This window comes from Dactylosporangium fulvum, assembly GCF_025137375.1.
Classification (GTDB): domain Bacteria; phylum Actinomycetota; class Actinomycetes; order Mycobacteriales; family Micromonosporaceae; genus Dactylosporangium; species Dactylosporangium fulvum.
The window spans coordinates 5,469,365-5,486,811 of record NZ_CP073720.1; the positions used below are offsets into that span (position 1 = coordinate 5,469,365).

Consider the following 17,447-nt stretch of genomic DNA (forward strand, 5'->3'; position numbering starts at 1 on the left):
GAGCGGCTCAGCGGCGGTGCGACGCGAGGATCTCGCCGAGGAACTCCCGGCTGTACGTCGCCACCGTGTCGAAGTCGCTCTCCAGCAGGAAGTGGCCGCCGTCCCGGAGGTGGATCTCCGCGTCCGGGACGTCGTCGCGGAACGCCAGCGCGCCCGCCGGGTCGAAGATCTTGTCGTTGCGGCCCCACACCGCCAGCAGCGGCGGGCGGCGGTCCCGCAGGTAGTCGTGCAGCAGCGGGTACACCTGGAGGTTCGTGACGTAGTCGCGGAACAGGGCGAGCTGGATCGCGTCGTTGCCGGGGCGCTGGAGCAGCGCGTGGTCGTGCAGCCAGGTGTCGGGCGCGACGACACTCGGGTCGGGCACGCCGTGCAGGTACTGCCACCGCACCGCGTCGAGCTCCAGCGCCGCGCGGACGGGCGCCTCGGTCCGCGGGTTCGGGTCGGCGGCGTACGCCCAGATCGGCCCCCAGAAGTCGGCGTTGAACCCGGCCAGGTAGCCGTTGCCGTTCTGGGTGACGATCGCGGTCACCGGGTGCTCGGGCAGCAGCGCCAGCCGCCAGCCGACGGGCGCGCCGTAGTCCTGGACGTAGACGGCGTACCGGTCGACCTCGAGCAGGTCGAGCAGGCCGGCCGTCAGCCCGGCGAGGGCGTCGAAGGTGTACCTGAAGTCCGCCGGCGCGTCCGACAGGCCGAACCCGAGGTAGTCGGGGGCGATGACGTGGTACCGGTCGGACAGCGCGGGGATCAGCCGGCGGAACATGAACGAGCTGGCGGGGAAGCCGTGCAGCAGGACCACCGCCGGGGCCGCCCGCGGGCCGGCCTCGCGGTAGAACAACCGGTGCCCGCCGACGTCGGCGAACCGGTGGTGCGTGGGATAGGCCATGCCCGCATGGTGCGCCGCGACCGCCCGGGGTGTCTCCGGGTGGCCGGACCGGTCACCCGGACTGTCGCCATCCGCGGGTGGTCGCGGCGCGAAAGGCAGGTTGCCGGCGCCGGCCGCCGGGCGGATCCCGATTCGTGACGCAACCATGCCGATGCGTCGACGGTCCCCGTCTGTATGCGTAGCCTTGCAGTGGTCTTCAGCCTGCTCCTCCTGGCCGGGTGTGCCGGTGACCCCGCGCCCGCACCGGAGGCGTCCGCCGCACCCACCGCGGCCGCGGCGCCCAGCCCGACCGACCGCCGGTGCGTCGATCCGGAGCTCAACGACAAGCAGGTGACGTTCGCCGACACGAACGGGGTGTACCTCACCGGGTACGTGCTCGGCACCGGTCGGACCGCGCTGGTGCTCGCGGCGCAGGCCGCCGCCGACTCCTGCTCGTGGCTGTCATGGGCCAAACAGCAGGCGGCCGCCGGCTACCGGGTCCTCGCGTTCGACTTCAACGGCGAGGGCCGCTCCCGGCGCGGCCCGGACTCGAAGGCGTCCGGCGACGTCGCCGCGGCGGCCGCGTTCGCCCGCGCGCAGGGCGCGACCGGCGTGGTGCTCATCGGCGCGTCGCGCGGCGGCACGGCCGTGCTGGTCGCCGCCGCCGGGCTGACGCCGCCGCCGACCGCGGTCGTGGGCCTCTCCCCCGCGCCGAAGTACGCCGGGGAGAACGCCCTGGAGGCGGTGCCGCGGCTGACGGCGCCGGTGCTGTACGTCGCGGCGGCCGGCGACAGCGGCTTCCCGGCCGACGCCCAGGCGATGTACGACGCCACCCCGGGCGACAAGCGCAAGCTGGCGATCGTCCCGGGCCGCCTGCACGGGACCGCGTTCGTGACGATCGCGGCCGCGGGCGCGCAGGAGGCGGCCGCGGCGGTCGACGCGTTCCTGAAGGCCCACGCCCCGGCCTGAGGGCCGGCGCGCGGAAGCGCAGCGACGCTCAGGTGGCCTTCGTGTAGCGGTAGACCGAGAAGACGAAGTCGGGGCAGACGAGCTGGCAGGCGGTGCAGCCGGTGCAGCCGTCGTGCAGCTCCGGGTAGCGGTAGCCCTGCTCGTTGACCGCCGCCGACATCGACAGGACGTCGGGCGGGCAGGCGGCGATGCACAGCTCGCAGCCCTTGCACAGCTCGACGTCGATGACGAGCGTTCCCCGGGTGCCGCGGCTCATGCGTCCTCCGCTTCGCTCCGGACCGGTCATGTGTCCTCCGCTCCGCTCCGGCCGCCTGACCTCCAGGCTGCGCTCATGATGACCGGCCCCTCCGCTTCGCTCCGGATCGGTCATGCGCCGTCTCCTTCCAGCACGCGTGCGACGTCCGTCCACTCGGGGGTCCGCGTGCCGGACGGCGGGAAGACGCCCCTGCGGCGCAGGGCCCGGACCGCGTTGTCGGCCGTCAGGCGCAGGTGCGCCAGGGCCGCGGCACCGGCCGCCGCGACGTCGCCGTCGCGCAGGGCGACGTACTCGGCGTGCAGCGCGGCCCGCTCGTCGGGCAGGGCGTCGTCGATGGAGAAGCGGGCGGCGGCCGGCACGAGACCGCTGAACGTGCGCAGCAGCGCCCGCAGGTGGTTGCCGGCCCCGGCGACGTTGACCACGCGGCGGAACTCGCGCGCCAGGGCCTCGAACTCGCCGGGGTCGTCGCAGCCCGCGAGGGCCTCGTCGAGCTTGCCGAGGGCCTCGGCCACGGCGGGATCCCGGCGGGCGGCGACGCGGCGGTTGGTGAGGGCGCTCAGCATCCCGTACAACTCGAAGGCCTCGCGCACGGTCGAGTCGTCGAACTCGGCGACGAACGCGCGGCGGTAGTGGGCGCGCTCGACCAGCCCGTCGCGCTCCAGCTGGATCAGGCCCTCACGGACCGGGACCCGGCTGACCCCGAGCTCGGCGGCGATCTCGTCGAGGTCGAGCCGCTGGCCGCTGCGCAGCCGGCCGGTGAACAGCTGCTGGAGGATGTGGGCGGCGACCGCCTCGCTGGTGTTGGCGCGTTCGAGCGTCATGCGTCCTCCGCTTCGCTCCGGCCGCATGCCTTCCAGACTGAGCCCATGGTGACCGCCCTCCTCCGCTTCGCTCCGGAACCGGTCACGGTGTCACCAGCTCGCCGAGCGGATAGGTCGCCTCCATCGTGCCGTGCTGGTAGGAGGGGCCCTCGGCGGTCGGCACGAACCAGCCGGTCGGGCACATGGTGAGGATCTCCACCAGGCTGAACCCGCCGCCGGCCAGCTGTGTCTCGAACGCCTTGCGGATCATGCGCTTCGCCTGCAGTACCGATGCCGCGTTCGACACGGCGCCGCGGGCCACGTATCCGACGCCCTGCAGCCCCGCCACGAGGTCGGCGACCGGGATCGGGTAGCCGTGCGCGGCCGGGTCGCGACCCTCGATGCTGGTCTTCGTGCGCTGGCCGAGGACCGTCGTCGCGGTCTGCTGGCCGCCGGTGTCGCCGAAGACGCCGTTGTTGAGCATCACGCAGGTGATGTTCTCGCCGCGGGCGGCCGCGTGCAGCACCTCCTGGAGGCCCTCGTTGGCCATGTCGCCGTCGCCCTGGAGCGTGAACACCGCGACGCCCGGGCGCACGCGTTTGATGCCGGTGGCGCAGGCCGGCGCGCGGCCGTGCAGGCACTGGAGGACGTCGACGTCCATGATGCGCACGAAGCTGCCGTAGCAGCCGTGGCCGACGACGCCGATGGTCCGCTGCACGATGTCGAGCTCCTGCAGCACCTCCAGCAGGATCCGCAGGGCGACGGGCTCACCGCAGCCGGGGCACAGCGAGTGCTCGCCGAGGATGAGGTTGGGCCGGAAGTCGGCGACCTGCCGGGCGTCGCGCAGCGGCGGCTGGCTGGTGTCGATGGTCACGTCGCCTCCAGGATTCGTCGGCGGATCACGGGCGCGTCGAGCAGCGGGCCGTACGACAGGCCGGACTCGGCGATGCTGACCCCGCCGATGAACCGCACGGTCCGCCGGTCGGCGGCGTGCATGCGCACGTCGTCGAGCATCTGCCCGGCGTTGAGCTCGAAGACCAGGACCCGCTTCGCGGTGCGGGTGGCCTCCTCCAGGGCGTCGCCGGGGAACGGCCACAGCGTCACCGGCCGGAACCAGCCGATGCGGTGCCCCTCGGCGCGCAGCTCGCCGACGACGTGCTCGACGAACTTCGCCGCGGAGCCGAACGCGACGACCACCGTCTCGGCGTCCGCCACGTCGGACTGCTCGTGGCGGGCCTCAAGGCCGGCGATCCGGTCGAACTTCTCGGCGATCGCCCGCCAGTGGCCGTCGGGGCCGGGGCCCGGGTCGGTGGCCTTGCCCATCGCCCAGGTCCACACCTGCCTGCTGCGGCCGGTGCCGCCGCCGGTCCCGTCCAGGGCCCAGTCCTTCGGCGGCAGCTCGCCGTGGTCGATCGGGTGGATGTCGACGCCGACGCGGGTCTGCGCGAGGAGCGGGTCACCGTACAGCATCACGGGTGCCCGGTGCTTGTCGGCGAGGTGGAACAGCAGCTGGGTGTGCTCGACCGCCTCCGGCACGTCCTTCGGCGCGAGCGTGATGGTGCGGTAGTCGCCCCAGCCGCCGCCGCGGGTGGCCTGGAAGTAGTCCTGCTGGTTGCGGGCCAGGTTGAACACGACGAACGGCGTCTCGTTGAGCGCGGCCTCGGCGATCGCCTCCTGCATCAGGGCGATGCCCTGGCCGCACGAGCCGGTCGCGGCGCGGGTCCCGGCCGCGGCGGCGCCGAGCGTCATGTTGACGCCCTCGATCTCGCTCTCCGCGTTGAGGCACACCCCGCCGGCGGCCGGCATGCGCCGGGACATCTCCTCCAGGAGGCCGGTGAACGGCGACATCGGATAACCGGCGAAGAACCGGCAGCCGGCGGCGATCGCGGCCTCGGCGATGGCGGCGCCGCCCTCGAGCAGTTCGAGCGTCATCGGGCGGCCTCCGTGAGGGCGGCGGCGCCGGCCCGCAGGGCGCGGACGTTCGCCTCGGCGTGCTGGCGGCGGTACGGCGGGAGCAGCTCGGTCATCGCGTCCTCCAGCGACTGCGGCGCGACGGTCCGCGTGACGGCGTTGTAGGCGCCCAGCAGGACGAACCCGGCGGCGTTCGGCGCCTCGGCCTCCTTCGCGACGCGCCTGGCGTCGACGGTGACGATCCGCAGGTCGTCGCGGAACGCGCCGGGGTCGACGAGGGGCACGTTGACCACGACGAGGGCCCCGGGCCGGAGCCGCTCCTCGACGTGCTCGGCAAACCTGTGGTGGGCGAAGATCGCGGATCCGGCGGACGGCAGGATCGGCAGGGCCCGCAGCGGCTGGTCCCCGACGACGACGGCGGCCTTGGACGGCCCGCCGCGCATCTCGCCGCCGTAGTCCGCGGCGAGCATCGCGTATCGGCCCTCCCTGGTGGCGGCGAGCGCCAGGGTCTTGGCGAGCAGCTGGATGCCCTGCCCGCCGATCCCGGTGACCATCAGCTCCCGTTCGGCGGACCCGCTGTCCGGGCGGGTGTCCCGCACGGTGGGCTCGTCCTCCATGCGGCCTCCCTTGACGTGGTTTAGATATTGAATACAAAATCTGATTCCACCGTCAAGAGAGCAACCGAGGGGAGGTCGCGGGATGCGGGCGCTCGTCATGCGTGGCTTCGGCGACGTGGCCGTCGAAGAGGTGCCCGACCCCGTGCCGGGGCCGGGCGAAGTGGTGATCGACGTGGCCTGCGTGCAGCCGAGCGTCACCGAGTGCATGCTCCTCGCCGGCGAGCCGGTCGCCATGCACGCCGTGCTCGCCGCCCGGCTCGCCGAGGGCCCGACCCGGTTCGGCGGCCACGAGTTCGCGGGCGTGATCCGCGACGTCGGCCCGCCCGGTGACGGCCACGCCCCACCGGGCGGCGGGCCGCGGCCCGGTGACCGGGTCACCGCCGTCGAGACGGCCGCGTGCGGCCGGTGCGCCGCGTGCCGGCGGGACCGGCCCGACGCCTGCCCCCGGTCCCAGGTGCTCGGGTTCAGCACACCCGGGGCGTTCGCCGAGCGGGTGCTCGTGCCCGCGAAGACCGTCGTCACCGTGCCGGACGGGGTCAGCGCCTCGGAGGCGGCCGCCGTGCAGCCGCTCGCCGGGGCCGTCCACGGGCACGCGCTCGCCGACGTGCGGCCGGGCGAGACCGTCCTGATCCTCGGCGCCGGCGTCATGGGTCTCCTGCACACGCAGGTCGCCCGGCGTGGCGGGGCCGGGCTCGTCGTCGTGACCGGGCGGAGCGCCGCGAAGCGCGACCTCGCCCGGCTGGCCGGAGCCGACCTGGTCCTGGACGCCGCCGACGACGTCGAGGCCGCCGTCCGTGACGCCACCGACGGCATCGGCGCCGACGTGGTCTTCGAGACCGCCGGCGGCGCGCCGGACGCCGGCCTGGCCGGGACGTCCACCCTCGACCTCGCCGCCCGCTGTGTCCGCCGGGGCGGGCGTATCGTCATGGTGGCGGTACTGCCCGAGCACGCGCCCGCCCCGCTCGGCCTGCTCCGGGAGCGTTCGGCCGCGCTGCTGCACCCGCGGTCCGGCGCGGGCGGCTACGCACCGGGCAGCGGCGCCTTCGAGCACGCGCTGCGGCTCGTGCGCCGCGGTGACGTGGACGTCGCCGGGCTGGTCACGCACCGGCTCGACGGGATCGACGCGCTGCCGAAGGCGCTGGAGATCACGCGGGACAAGGCGGCGTACGGCGCGCTCGGCCCCGCCCAGGTGGACCTGTTCGACTGGACGCGCGCATGAGCCTGCTGATCGGCGACATCGTGACCCTGGCCGCGTTGACCGCACCCGGCGAGCTCGCGGCGACGCTCGGCACCGAGCAGATCACGTTCCGGGAGCTGGACGAGGCGGCGGACCGCACGGCCAACGCGCTCGTGGGGCTCGGCATCGGCCCCGGGGACACCGTCCTGTGGTGTGCCACCCCGACGCTGCGGGCGCTGGACGTGTTCGTGGCGTGCGCGCGGGTCGGCGCGGTGTTCGCGCCGGTGAACCCGGGACTGCCGGTGGCGGAGCGGGACCGCGTGCGGTCCTATGTCGACCCGAAGCTGGTGGTGTCCGACGCGGACTTCACCGAGCCGTGCCTGCGCCCGGCGGACCTCGACGGCGGTGCGCGGGCCTTCGCGCGGCGGACGCTGGACGACGGCGATCCGCACATCCTGTACCTCACCAGCGGCAGCACCGGCCGGCCGAAGGGCGCGCTGGTGAGCCACCGGGCCAGCTGGCTGCGGGCGGCACCGGGCGGCGGCACGTTCACCACGGGGCTGCGCGGGCACGGCGGCGTGGTGTGCACGTTCCCGCTGTACCACTACGGCGGCTGGCACTACGTGATGGAGGCGTGGCAGCATCGGACCGCCGTGCACCTGGTCCGCCGGGCCGACGCCGCCGACATGATCGACGTCGTCCAGCGGCGCCGCCCCTCGGCGCTGTACTGCATCCCGGCGGTCTGGGAACGCCTGCTGGACCCCGAGCACCGCCACGCCGACCTGCGGTCGCTGCTGCACGCCGACACCGGCACGTCGAGCGTCGCCGCCGACCTGGTCGAGCGGATCAAGGCCCGGCTGCCCGGGACGACGACCACGATCCTCTACGGTTCCACGGAGGCCGGCCGCATGGCGGCGCTGCACGACTGGGACCTGGCCCGCAAGCCCGGCAGCGTCGGCCGCGCCGCGACGCCCAACGCGCTGTGGGTCGCCGAGGACGGCGAGGTCTGCGTGCGCGGCCCGGCGGTGATGTCGGGCTACCTCGGTGCGGCGCCGCTGGAGGGCGAGTACCGCTCCGGCGACCTCGGGCAGCTGGACGACGAGGGATACCTGTACCTGACGGGCCGCACGCGTGAGGTCATCCGCACCGGTGGGGAGGCGGTGGGCCCGGCCGAGGTCGAGCACGCGCTGCGCGACCTGCCGGGCGTGCTCGACGTGGCGGTCGTCGGGGTGCCGGACTCGAAATGGGGCGAACTGGTGTGCGCCGTCTTCGTGCTGCCGGACGGTTCGCCGGCCCCGTCGGTGGCGGAGATACGGTCGCACGTGGCCGGCCGCCTGGCGTCGTTCCAGGTGCCACGGTTGGTGACGACGGTGCGGTCGATCCCGCGTACCCCGGCGACCGGCCAGATCCAGCGCACGCGCCTGCGCGAGGAGGTGCTGGCGGCCTGTTCCGACCCGGCGCCGAAGTAGGTCCGCCGGTCCAGGGTCACGGCCCTCATCCCTGGTGCGGCGGGGCGACGCCCCAGCCCCACCGGGGCCGCCGGGACCTGGGCACCGTGCCGCCTCACGCAGGCCCGCTACGACCGGGGCGCCGCACGGGCCGCCCGCACCGGCGTGCCGATGCGGGCGGCCGGCGCGGCGCCCGTGACGGCACCGGCGAGCCGGGATCAGGAGCGGTTGAGCAGCTTGCGAAGCTCCGCCTTGGCAACCTTCCCGCCCGAGCCACGGGGCAGGTCGGCCACGAACTCCAGGCGCTCCGGCCAGTTCTCCCGCGAGACGCCGCGGGCGTCGAGGTGGGAGCGCAGCGCGTCCAGGGTCAGCGTGGCACCGTCGCGCAGGACCACAAACGCGCACACCCGCTCGCCGAACGTCGGGTCCGGCATGGCCACGGCCGCCACCATCGCCACCGACGGGTGCGCGCCTACCTGATCCTCCACCGCGGCGGCGCTGATGTTCTTGCCGCCCCGGATGATGAAGTCCGACTTGCGGTCGACGACCCGCAGGTAGCCGTCGGCGTCGATCGTGCAGATGTCGCCGGTGAGCATCCAGCCGTCGGGGGTGAACAGGGCCTCGTTCGCGGCCGGGTCGGCGAAGTAGCCGAGGCACGTCGCGGGGCCGGCGCAAGCCGCCTGCCCGGGGCCGCCGGCCGCGGTCACGTCGGTGCCGTCCTCGGCGAACAGCCGCACGTCCATCACGTCGATGATCCGGCCGGCGGTGCGCAGCCGCTGGTCCTCGGTGTCCCGGACCGAGGTGCGCGACAGCGCGCCGGTCTCGTTGGAACCGAAGAACTGCAGCACCTTGGCGCCGGTGCGCCGCTCGAACTCGCTGGCCCGCTCGAACGGCACCGCCTCGCCGCCGGTGAACATGCACCGCAGCGACGACAGGTCCACCTCGGTGATCAGCGGCGAGTTCAGCATCATGATGAACTGGGTGCTGACGCAGCACACGACGGTGACCCGCTCGCGTTCGATGAGCCGCAACGCCTCGTCGGCGCTGAAGCGGGGCATCACCACGGTGGGCGCGCCGAGGATCGTCGGGGTGAAGTTGGCCGTCCACTGCGCGAAGCCGTAGGGCGCCGGGATCAGCGTCAGGAAGACGTCGTCGGGGCGCAGGTCGCCGCACTCGACGGCGAGCTGGTGGTAATAGAACCAGCGGTTCTGGTTGTGCACGACGCACTTCGGCATGCCGGTGGTGCCCGACGTCGAGTTCAGCAGGTGGATCTCGCCGAGGCCGAGCTCGGCACGGCCGGGCACCGGGTCGGAGGCGGATCCGAACGACGAGGTGAGCACCAGGTGGGTCGTGATGCCGAGGCCCTCGACGATCGCCTCGACCGGCTCGTCGCGGTGGTGGGAGAGGCTCACGAGCGCGGTCGCGCCGCCGACGGTGAGCAGGTGGCGCACCTCCACCCGGCCGGCACGCGGCCCGATCGCGACGACGACCACCCCCGCCTTCATCGCCGCGAGGTAGACGACGTGGACCGCGACGCCGTCAGGCAGCAGGACGCCGACGCGGGCGCCGCGGGGCAGGCCCGCGTCGGCGAGCCGATGCGCGAACCAGGTCGACCACCTGTCGAACTCCGCCCAGGTCATGCGATCGCCGCCGGCCACGAACGCGATCCCGTCGGGCTGCGTGGCCGCGTGCCGGCGCACGACGTCGGGGAGCGTCTCCGTGCCCCATCGGCCGATCTCGCCGAGACGGTCGGCGACGTATCGCTCGTGGACGCTGCCGGCCGCCGGAGCCGTGCCGGGCGGGAAGAACGCTGCGAGGTCCTCCACCAAAACACCTCTCTCTACCAAACAAGCGCTTGGTTGTGTCATTCTGTTCCCGGCCGTTCGATGGTGTCAAGGTGGGAGCGGAGCTGTGGACGACGTGTGGGAGGCGCCGATCGGCGCCGAGGTGGCGGTGGCGGTGCCAGCTGACGGCGCCCACGTGGAGCAGCTGATATGGCACGGCGACGACAACACCGCCGGCGGGGACCTGACGGTCGTCGTCGCGCGACGCTCCGCCGACGTGGTCACCCTCCGGCTGCGGCGGGGCGAGCGGCTGGTCGCCGACATCCGGCTGCGCCGCGGCGACGCCCGGACCGGCCGGCCGCACGGGCTGCTGCGCACCGATCCCGGTCCCGGCACGTCCTGCACCCGGCTGTTCCCGGTCACCGCCGGGGTCACCACCGACCACGTGCCGGACGCCGAGCCGGTGCTGAGCACGCCGTCGCTCATCGCGTTCATGGAGGACACCGCCGCCGCCGTGCTGCGCCCCCGCTTCGGGCCCGCCACGGCGGCGCTGGGCACCTGGATCGGCATCCGGCACACGGGCCCGGCCCTGCGGGGGCAGACGGTGTCGGTGACCGCGGTGCTCGCCGAGGTGCGCGGCCGCCGGTACCTCTTCGACGTGGAGGCCACCGTGGACGGCCGCGCGGTCGGCGACGGCCAGGTCGCGCAGACGCTGATCAGGCTCGACTAGTGGTGGCGGGCGGCGGCGCGGGGGTTGCTGCCGATGGCGCCGAGCGCCGCCGCGAAGACCACGAAGGGCAGCTCGGCGGTCATCGCCGAGCCCCGGTCGCGGCGATCGGCCGGCAGTCGCTGGAGTTACCTCGGCAAGAGTTCCTCCGTGCCGGTGAACCGCCGGGCCGCGTCCGCGCGGAGCGACGCCTTGTCGACCTTCCCGCCGGTGCCGACGGGCAGCCGGTCCAGCGGCACGAGGTGCTCGGGCCAGTTCTGCTTCGACACCCCGGCGGCGTCGAGGTGCTCCCGCAGTTCGTCGAGGGTGAGCGGCGCCCGGGTCACCACATAGGCGCAGGCCCGCTCCCCCAGCACCGGATCCGGGGCGGCGACGACCGCGACCTGCGCCACCGAGGGGTGGCTGCCGACCGCCTCCTCCACGACGAGGGCGCTGACGTTGTGCCCGCCGCGGATGATGAAGTCCGCGACCCGTCCGGTGACGGACAGGTAGCCGTCGTCGTCGAGCCCGGCCAGGTCACCGGTGACGAGCCAGCCGTCGGGGCGGAACAGGGCCGCGTTCGCGGCGGCGTCGTCGAGGTAGCCGGGCGTGCAGCCGGGCCCCCTCGCCGCCACCTGGCCGTGCTCCCCCACCAGGCGCACGTTCATGGCGGGGATCGGGCGGCCCGCGGTGCCGAGCCGGCGTTCCCGCGGATCGTCCACGGTGGTCACCGAGATCGGGCCGGCCTCGTTCGAGCCGTAGAACTGCAGCACCGCGCAGCCGGTGCGCTCCTCGAACTCGGCGGCCCGCGACAGCGGCACCCGCTCGCCGCCGGTGAACAGCACCCGCAGCGACGACAGGTCCGCGGCGGCGAACTCCGGCGCGTTGAGCAGCATGATGAACTGGGCGGTCACCGCGCACAGCACGGTGACCCGGTGCTCCTCGATGAGCCGCAGCGTCTCGGCCGCGTCGAACTCGGCGGTGAGGACGGTCGGGTAGCCGTACATGGCGGGCACGACGTGGGCGCTCCACAGCCCGAAGCCGTACGGCGCGGGCAGCATGCTGGCGAACACCTCGTCGGGGCCGAACCGTCCCGCGGCGTGGGCGAGCGGGCCGAAGAACTTGCGGTTGTTCATCGTCTGCCGCACGCACTTCGGCACCCCGGTCGTGCCGGAGGTCGAGTTGAGGAAGAACAGGTCGTCGGGGCCGAGCCCGCGCGGCTGCTCCAGCCCGTCCGGGGGCAGCGCGTCGAGGTCGAGCAGCACGTGCCGCCGGGCGCCGCACTGCCGCGCGATCGCGGCCCCGGAGCGTCCGCGGTGGACGTCCCGGGTGGCCAGGCCCGCGGCGCCGGTCGCGCGCAGCAGGTGGGTGACCTCGGCGTCGCCGGCCCGCGGGCCGATCCCGACCGTGACGAGGCCGGCCTTCTGCGCGGCGAGGTAGGCGATGTGGGTGAGTGCCCCGCCGGTGAGCAGCACGGCGAGCCGGTCGCCCGGCGCGAGGCCGCTGTCCGCGTAGGACCGGGCCAGCCGCGACGACAGGTCGTCGTACTCGCCCCAGGTGAACGTGCCCTCCGGCGCCACGAACGCGACCCGGTCGCGGTCCTGGCGGGCCACGAGGCCGGCGATCGTGTCGGCGGTCCAGGCGCCGTCGGCGTAGTGGCGATCGACGGTCCGCCGGGGGAACTCAGACACCGGACCCTCCGTCGATGCGCAGCACAGCGCCCGTGGCGAACCGGGCCTCCGCGGAGCCGAGATACGCGATGGCCGCCGCGACCTCCGCCGGGTCGGCGACGGGCGGGTCCACGAGCGCCCGCCCGTGCTCGAGCAGTCGCGGATCCGGATCCGGTACCGGCTGCAGCCCCGCCTTCAGCGGCGTGTCCACGGAGCCGGGACAGACGCACGCGACCCGCACCCCGGACGGCGCGAACTCCACGGCGAGGGACCGGGTCAGCGCGACGACGCCGCCCTTCGCCGCCGAGTAGGCGGCGCTGTACCGCCAGCCGCGCACCCCGGCGAGCGAGGCCACGTTGACGATCGCGCCGCGGGCGGCGACGAGGTGCGGCAGGGCGGCCCGGCAGACGAGGAAGGTGCCGGTGAGGTTCACGGCGAGGATCCGGTCCCACTCGGCGAGGGTCACGTCGGCGGTGTGCGCGTACGAGGCGACGCCGGCGACGTTCGCGACCAGGTCGAGCCGCCCGCCCCAGGCCGCGACCCGGTCGACGGCGGCGCGCACCGCCTCCTCGTCGCGGATGTCGCAGCGCACGCCGAGCACCCCGTCGAGCTCCCCGTCGAGCTCCCCGTCGGTGTCGACCGGCGCGGTGTCGAGGCCGGCGACGCGGGCGCCCTCCTCCAGCAGGCGCAGGACGGTGGCCCGGCCGATGCCGGAGGCCGCGCCGGTCACCAGGGCGACGCGGCCGCCGTACCGCTGCGGCATCAGCGCGCGCCGTCGCGCATGGACCGGGCGTCGTGGCCGGCGAGGGAGTCGGTGCCGATCTCGGCGTTGTGGGCGTGGGCGACGTGGTGCAGGCCGAACACCGAGTCCATCCCGGCGCGCAGGCCCATCAGGTCCTCGGCCTGGTTGACCGCCTTCTTGGTCAGCGCCAGGCCGAGGCGCGGCATCTGCGCGATCCGCCGGGCGATGTCCATCGTGGACGTCTCCAGCTCGTCGCGGGGCACGACCCGGTTCACCATGCCGAGGGCCAGGGCCCGCTGGGCGTCGACGCGCTCGCCGAGGAACAGGAACTCCTTGGCGAAGCGCGGGCCCATGACCCACGGGTGGGCGAAGTACTCGACGCCGGGGATGCCCATCTTCACGACCGGGTCCGCGAAGAACGCGTCGTCGGCGGCGACGACGAGGTCGCAGCACCAGGCGAGCATCAGGCCACCGGCGATGCAGGCGCCCTGGACCATGGCGATCGTCGGCTTCGGCAGCTCCCGCCAGCGGCGGCACATCCCGAGGTACACCTCGGACTCGCGGGCGAAGCGGCTCTCCGCGCCGGGCTTGCCGACGTGGTCCCACCACAGCCCGGCCCGCCGCTCGAACGTGGTGTCGATGTCCCGGCCGGGGGTGCCGATGTCGTGGCCGGCGGAGAAGTGCTTGCCCGCGCCGGCGAGCACGACGACCTTGACGTCGTCGTCCTCGGCGGCGCGGTAGAACGCGTCGTCGAGCGCGTACGTCATCTTCGAGTTCTGGGCGTTGCGGTACTGCGGCCGGTGCATCGTCACGACGGCGACGGGACCGTCGGTGCGGTACAGCACGACCTCCTCTTCATCGCTCATGACGATGTCTCCTTCAGGTCGAGGGATGTGGCGAGCCGGTCGAGGCGGGCTCCGGTGTCGCAGGACGCCTCCAGGGCCCAGGCGCGTTTGGCGTAGCGGTGCAGCTCGTACTCGACGGTGTAGCCGATCGCGCCGTGGCACTGGATCGCGGCGCGGCTCACCGCGTGCGCCGCGTCGGCGGCGAGGACGACGGCACCGTCGACGGCCCGCTCGGCGTCCACGTCGTGTTCCATCGCCCAGGCCGCGGCGAGCACGGACGGCGCGGCGAACTCCAGCGCGAGGGTCGCGTCGGCGAGGTGGTGCTTGACGGCCTGGAAGCTGCCGACCGGGGCGCCGAACTGGTGGCGCTGCCTGACGTAGCCGACGGTGAGGTCGAGCATGCGCCGGCCGAGACCGATCAGCTCGGCGGCGGCCGCGAGCCCGGCGCGCCGGGCGGCCGCGGCGACGAGGGCGGGGTCGTCGGTGAGCGGGGCCGCGCCGGTCGAGGCGGCGCCGAGGACGGCGGCGAGGGTGGTGTCCACGGTGGACACCGGCGCGCCGGCGGCCGGTCCGAGCCGGGCGACGCCGCCGTCGAGGTGCAGGACCAGGTCGGCGTGGCCGCCGAACGGGGTGAGCCCGCCCGGACCGGCCAGCGCGATCCGGGTGCGCCCGGCCACCACGTCCGCGAGCCTGGGATCGTCCGTCGCGGCCAGCAGGGGTGCCGCGACGAACGCCGTCGCCGACACCGGGTGCGGGACCGCGGCGGCCCCCACCTCCTCCAGGACCGCCACCAGGTCGGTCTCGGCGAGCCCCAGGCCGTCCCGTTCCGCCGGGACCAGTGCGCCGAACAACCCCAGCTCCGCGAGGGCGTCCCAGCCTTTCGACAGCGGCTCCCGGACGGCGTCGCGGAACGCCAACTGGTCCTCGGTCAACGCGAACCGCACGGTTGCGCTCCCCTCACGCCCTGGGCAGGCCGAGCACCCGCTCGGCGACGATGTTGCGCTGGATCTCGTTGGTGCCGGCGTAGATCGGGCCGGCGAGCGAGAACTGGAAGCCGCGGGTCCACGGCGAGTCGAGGATCGCGCCGGCGCCGAGCAGCTCCAGGGCGATCTCGTGCAGGTCGATGTCGAGCCGCGACCAGAACAGCTTGTTGAGGCTCGACCGCGCCCCCGGCGGCCGGCCCTCGACGAGCCCGGTCACCTGGTGCAGCGTGAACAGCTGGTACGCGCGGGCGCCGAGCCACGCGCGGGTGACGCGTTCCCGGGTAGCGGGCCGCAGCCGGTCCCGCTGCGCCGCCGCGAGCGCGACGAGCCGCTCGGCGGTGTGCAGGAACCGCCCCGGTGAGCGCAGGGTCAGGCCGCGCTCCGACCCGGTGGTCGCCATCGCGACCGGCCAGCCCTGCCCCACCTCGCCGAGCACCGCCGACGACGGCACGAACACGTCGTCGAAGAACACCTCGGCGAAGCCCTCGTCGCCGTCGAGTCGGCCGAAACCGCGCACGGTCACGCCGTCGGTGTCGAGGGGGACGAGGAAGTACGTGAGGCCGCGGTGGCGGGGCGCGTCCGGGTCGGTGCGGAACAGCCCGAACAGGTGCGTGCAGAACGCGCCGCGGGTGGTCCAGGTCTTCTGCCCGGAGAGGCGCCAGCCGCCGTCGACCGGCACCGCCCGGCTGCTGATCGCGGCGAGGTCGCTGCCGGCGCCCGGCTCGGACCAGCCCTGGCACCAGAGGTCCTCGGCGGCCGCCATCCGGGGCAGCAGGGTGTCCTGCTGCTCGGGGGTGCCGAACTCGAACAGCGTCGGCGCGAGCAGGAAGATGCCGTTCTGCGTGACCCGCTGCGGCGCACCCGCCGCGTAGTACTCCTCCTCGAAGATCAGCCACTCCCACAGCGACGCGTCGCGCCCGCCGTACCGCTCGGGCCAGGACACGACGGCCCAGCGTGCGTCGAAGAGCCGCCGCTCCCACTCCAGGTGCGCGGCGAAGCCCTCCCGGGTGTCGCCGGACGGCAGCGGGGTGGCCGGGACGTTGGCGCGAAGCCACGCCCGGGCCTCCGCCCGGAACGCGGCCTCGGCCGGGGTGTCGGTCAGGTCCACACCGGACACGGTGCTCACGCCGCTCACCGCCCGAAGTCGTCGCGGACCTTGTCGGCGACGCCGGTGAGGTTGAGCTCGAAGGTGAAGCCCTGCTCGAAGCGGTAGCTGCGCTTCGGATCCCAGGGGTCGATGCCGTTGAGCGACTCCTTCGCGGCGCGGATGACGGCCGGGTCCTTCGCGGCGATGTCGTGCGCGACGGCGAAGGCGGCGGCGCGCAGCTCCTCGCGCGGGACAACCCGCAGGACCGAGCCGAACGCGTGCAGCTCGGCGGCGGTCGCGGTCGCCGACGTGTACATCATGGCGCGCATCTTGTGCTGCGGCACGAGCCGCGCCAGGTGGGTCGCCGCGCCCAGCGCGCCCCGGTCGACCTCCGGCAGCCCGAACGTCGCGTCGTCGCTGGCGACGATGACGTCGGCGTTGCCGACGAGGCCGATCCCGCCGCCGAGGCAGAAGCCCTGGACCGCCGCGACGACCGGCACCGGGCAGTCGTAGACGGCGGCGAACGCGGCCGCGCAGCCCTTGTTCACCCCGACCAGCGCCGCGAAGCCCGTCGCCGCCTGCAGCTCCTTGATGTCGACGCCGGCGTTGAAGCCGCGGCCCCCGGCCCGCAGCACGACCGCGCGGACCGCCGGGTCGGCGCCGGCGTCGTGCAGCGCGGACGCGAGGTCGAACCAGCCCTTGACCGGCAACGCGTTCACCGGCGGGTTGTCCATGACGATCTCCGCCACGCCCCGGTCGTCCACTGTGGACTCGATCATGCCGTCTTCCCATCGGTCGCGAAGGTCGCCCAGCCGTACACGGCTACCGTGCCGTCCTGGGTGGTGCAGGTCATTTCCAGGTCCACGAGGTCCTCGTCGCCGGCCCGGCGGCGGCGCACCTCAACGCCGTCGCAGGTGACGGTGTCGCCGGGGAACACCTGGGCGGCGAACCGGACACGGAAGCCGCGCACGTTCGCCGCGCCGTACCGGTCGGTGGCCCACGTGGCGAGGAACCCGGCCTGGAGCATGCCGAGCGCCAGCGGCGCCTTCATCCCGGCCGCGCGGGCGAACTCCTCGTCGTGGTGGATCGGGTTGAAGTCGCCGGACGCGCCCTGGTACCGGACCAGGTCGGTGCGCGTCAGCGGCCCGACGGTGAAGGCGGTCATGCGGTCTCGACCCCCGTCAGGCGGGCGGTGGCGACGAGCCGGCCGGTCTCGTCGTGGAACTCGGTCACCATGACCGCGAAGGTGAGCGTGCCGCTGCGGCCCTCCTTGCGGGTCACCGACTCGATCCGGGAGCGGCCGGTCAGCCGCGTGCCGGCGCGTGGCGGCGGGCCGTGGAAGACGTACTCCTGCTCGGCGTGCAGTCCCTTGCGCTGGTCCATCGCGACGGCCTCCCACGGGTCGCTCGGACCGGACTGCCAGAAGAAAGCGGTGGTGAGGAACGTCGGCGGCACCACCGGCCGCTCCGCCTCCAGGTAGTCGGGGTTCTGCGAGCGGACGGCACGCGCGAACTCGCGGATCTTGCCGCGCTCGACGTCGAGGGTGAACGGCTCGCCCACCCTGCCGGCGGCGCTGTCGTCGACCATGTC

The 17,447-nt window shown here is 74.3% G+C and carries 19 protein-coding genes; 4 read left to right on the forward strand and 15 right to left on the reverse strand.

All coding sequences use genetic code 11. The features are described from left to right. Positions 1–7: 7 nt before the first annotated feature. Complete coding sequence (locus Dfulv_RS25740; RefSeq protein ID WP_259855830.1) at positions 8–883, reverse strand: alpha/beta fold hydrolase; 876 nt, start codon at positions 881–883, stop codon at positions 8–10. 174 nt (positions 884–1,057) lie between these two features. Between Dfulv_RS25740 and Dfulv_RS25745 the strand changes: the two genes are divergently transcribed. Next, the gene (locus Dfulv_RS25745; RefSeq protein WP_259855832.1) at positions 1,058–1,831 is read left to right on the forward strand and encodes an alpha/beta hydrolase; all 774 of its coding nucleotides are present in this window, start codon (positions 1,058–1,060) and stop codon (positions 1,829–1,831) included. A gap of 28 nt (positions 1,832–1,859) precedes the next feature. On the opposite strand, the gene Dfulv_RS25750 is transcribed toward Dfulv_RS25745, so the two are convergent. The 5 genes from Dfulv_RS25750 to Dfulv_RS25770 form a co-directional block, all read right to left on the reverse strand. Next, on the reverse strand, positions 1,860–2,087 hold the full coding sequence (locus Dfulv_RS25750; protein WP_259855834.1) for a 4Fe-4S dicluster domain-containing protein: 228 nt from the start codon (positions 2,085–2,087) through the stop codon (positions 1,860–1,862). A 110-nt stretch (positions 2,088–2,197) separates the two neighbouring features. Next, entirely contained in the window at positions 2,198–2,908 is a 711-nt protein-coding gene (locus Dfulv_RS25755) for a GntR family transcriptional regulator (protein WP_259855836.1), read from the reverse strand. 82 nt (positions 2,909–2,990) lie between these two features. Next, positions 2,991–3,761, reverse strand: coding sequence for a thiamine pyrophosphate-dependent enzyme (locus Dfulv_RS25760; protein ID WP_259855838.1), 771 nt, complete (start codon positions 3,759–3,761; stop codon positions 2,991–2,993). After that, complete coding sequence (locus tag Dfulv_RS25765) at positions 3,758–4,819, reverse strand: hypothetical protein (protein ID WP_259855840.1); 1,062 nt, start codon at positions 4,817–4,819, stop codon at positions 3,758–3,760. The genes Dfulv_RS25760 and Dfulv_RS25765 overlap by 4 nt, the downstream gene beginning before the upstream one ends. After that, the gene (locus Dfulv_RS25770; protein ID WP_259855842.1) at positions 4,816–5,415 is read right to left on the reverse strand and encodes a 2-oxoacid:acceptor oxidoreductase family protein; all 600 of its coding nucleotides are present in this window, start codon (positions 5,413–5,415) and stop codon (positions 4,816–4,818) included. The genes Dfulv_RS25765 and Dfulv_RS25770 overlap by 4 nt, the downstream gene beginning before the upstream one ends. Positions 5,416–5,497: 82 nt before the next feature. On the opposite strand from Dfulv_RS25770, the gene Dfulv_RS25775 reads away from it, so the two are divergent. After that, positions 5,498–6,634: a zinc-dependent alcohol dehydrogenase gene (locus Dfulv_RS25775; protein ID WP_259855844.1), complete on the forward strand. Its 1,137-nt coding sequence runs from the start codon at positions 5,498–5,500 to the stop codon at positions 6,632–6,634. Further along, entirely contained in the window at positions 6,631–8,061 is a 1,431-nt protein-coding gene (locus tag Dfulv_RS25780) for a class I adenylate-forming enzyme family protein (RefSeq protein WP_259855846.1), read from the forward strand. Before Dfulv_RS25775 ends, Dfulv_RS25780 begins: the two co-directional genes overlap by 4 nt. Before the next feature lie 197 nt (positions 8,062–8,258). Here Dfulv_RS25780 and Dfulv_RS25785 read toward each other — a convergent pair whose 3' ends face one another. Continuing rightward, on the reverse strand, positions 8,259–9,866 hold the full coding sequence (locus Dfulv_RS25785; protein WP_259855849.1) for a class I adenylate-forming enzyme family protein: 1,608 nt from the start codon (positions 9,864–9,866) through the stop codon (positions 8,259–8,261). A gap of 85 nt (positions 9,867–9,951) precedes the next feature. Here Dfulv_RS25785 and Dfulv_RS25790 point away from each other — a divergent pair, with 85 nt between their 5' ends. Continuing rightward, the gene (locus tag Dfulv_RS25790) at positions 9,952–10,554 is read left to right on the forward strand and encodes a thioesterase family protein (RefSeq protein WP_259855850.1); all 603 of its coding nucleotides are present in this window, start codon (positions 9,952–9,954) and stop codon (positions 10,552–10,554) included. Positions 10,555–10,679: 125 nt separating this feature from the next. Here the strand turns inward: Dfulv_RS25790 and Dfulv_RS25795 are convergent, their stop codons facing one another. The 8 genes from Dfulv_RS25795 to Dfulv_RS25830 are packed head-to-tail and all read right to left on the reverse strand — an operon-like array spanning position 10,680 to position 17,444. Beyond that, positions 10,680–12,221 (reverse strand): class I adenylate-forming enzyme family protein, encoded by a 1,542-nt coding sequence (locus Dfulv_RS25795; protein WP_259855851.1) that lies wholly within the window; start codon positions 12,219–12,221, stop codon positions 10,680–10,682. Then, on the reverse strand, positions 12,214–12,963 hold the full coding sequence (locus Dfulv_RS25800) for an SDR family NAD(P)-dependent oxidoreductase (protein ID WP_259855852.1): 750 nt from the start codon (positions 12,961–12,963) through the stop codon (positions 12,214–12,216). The genes Dfulv_RS25795 and Dfulv_RS25800 overlap by 8 nt, the downstream gene beginning before the upstream one ends. After that, complete coding sequence (locus tag Dfulv_RS25805; protein WP_259855853.1) at positions 12,963–13,808, reverse strand: enoyl-CoA hydratase; 846 nt, start codon at positions 13,806–13,808, stop codon at positions 12,963–12,965. The genes Dfulv_RS25800 and Dfulv_RS25805 overlap by 1 nt, the downstream gene beginning before the upstream one ends. After that, positions 13,805–14,731: an acyl-CoA dehydrogenase family protein gene (locus Dfulv_RS25810; protein ID WP_259855854.1), complete on the reverse strand. Its 927-nt coding sequence runs from the start codon at positions 14,729–14,731 to the stop codon at positions 13,805–13,807. The genes Dfulv_RS25805 and Dfulv_RS25810 overlap by 4 nt, the downstream gene beginning before the upstream one ends. A 13-nt stretch (positions 14,732–14,744) precedes the next feature. Continuing rightward, complete coding sequence (locus Dfulv_RS25815) at positions 14,745–15,896, reverse strand: acyl-CoA dehydrogenase family protein (RefSeq protein WP_259855855.1); 1,152 nt, start codon at positions 15,894–15,896, stop codon at positions 14,745–14,747. 5 nt (positions 15,897–15,901) lie between these two features. Beyond that, a complete protein-coding gene (locus Dfulv_RS25820) occupies positions 15,902–16,636 on the reverse strand; it encodes an enoyl-CoA hydratase family protein (protein WP_259855856.1) in 735 nt (244 codons plus the stop codon). After that, positions 16,633–17,022 (reverse strand): MaoC/PaaZ C-terminal domain-containing protein, encoded by a 390-nt coding sequence (locus tag Dfulv_RS25825; RefSeq protein ID WP_259855862.1) that lies wholly within the window; start codon positions 17,020–17,022, stop codon positions 16,633–16,635. Before Dfulv_RS25825 ends, Dfulv_RS25820 begins: the two co-directional genes overlap by 4 nt. Beyond that, positions 17,019–17,444: a MaoC family dehydratase N-terminal domain-containing protein gene (locus Dfulv_RS25830; protein WP_259855864.1), complete on the reverse strand. Its 426-nt coding sequence runs from the start codon at positions 17,442–17,444 to the stop codon at positions 17,019–17,021. Before Dfulv_RS25830 ends, Dfulv_RS25825 begins: the two co-directional genes overlap by 4 nt. Positions 17,445–17,447 lie beyond the last annotated feature (3 nt).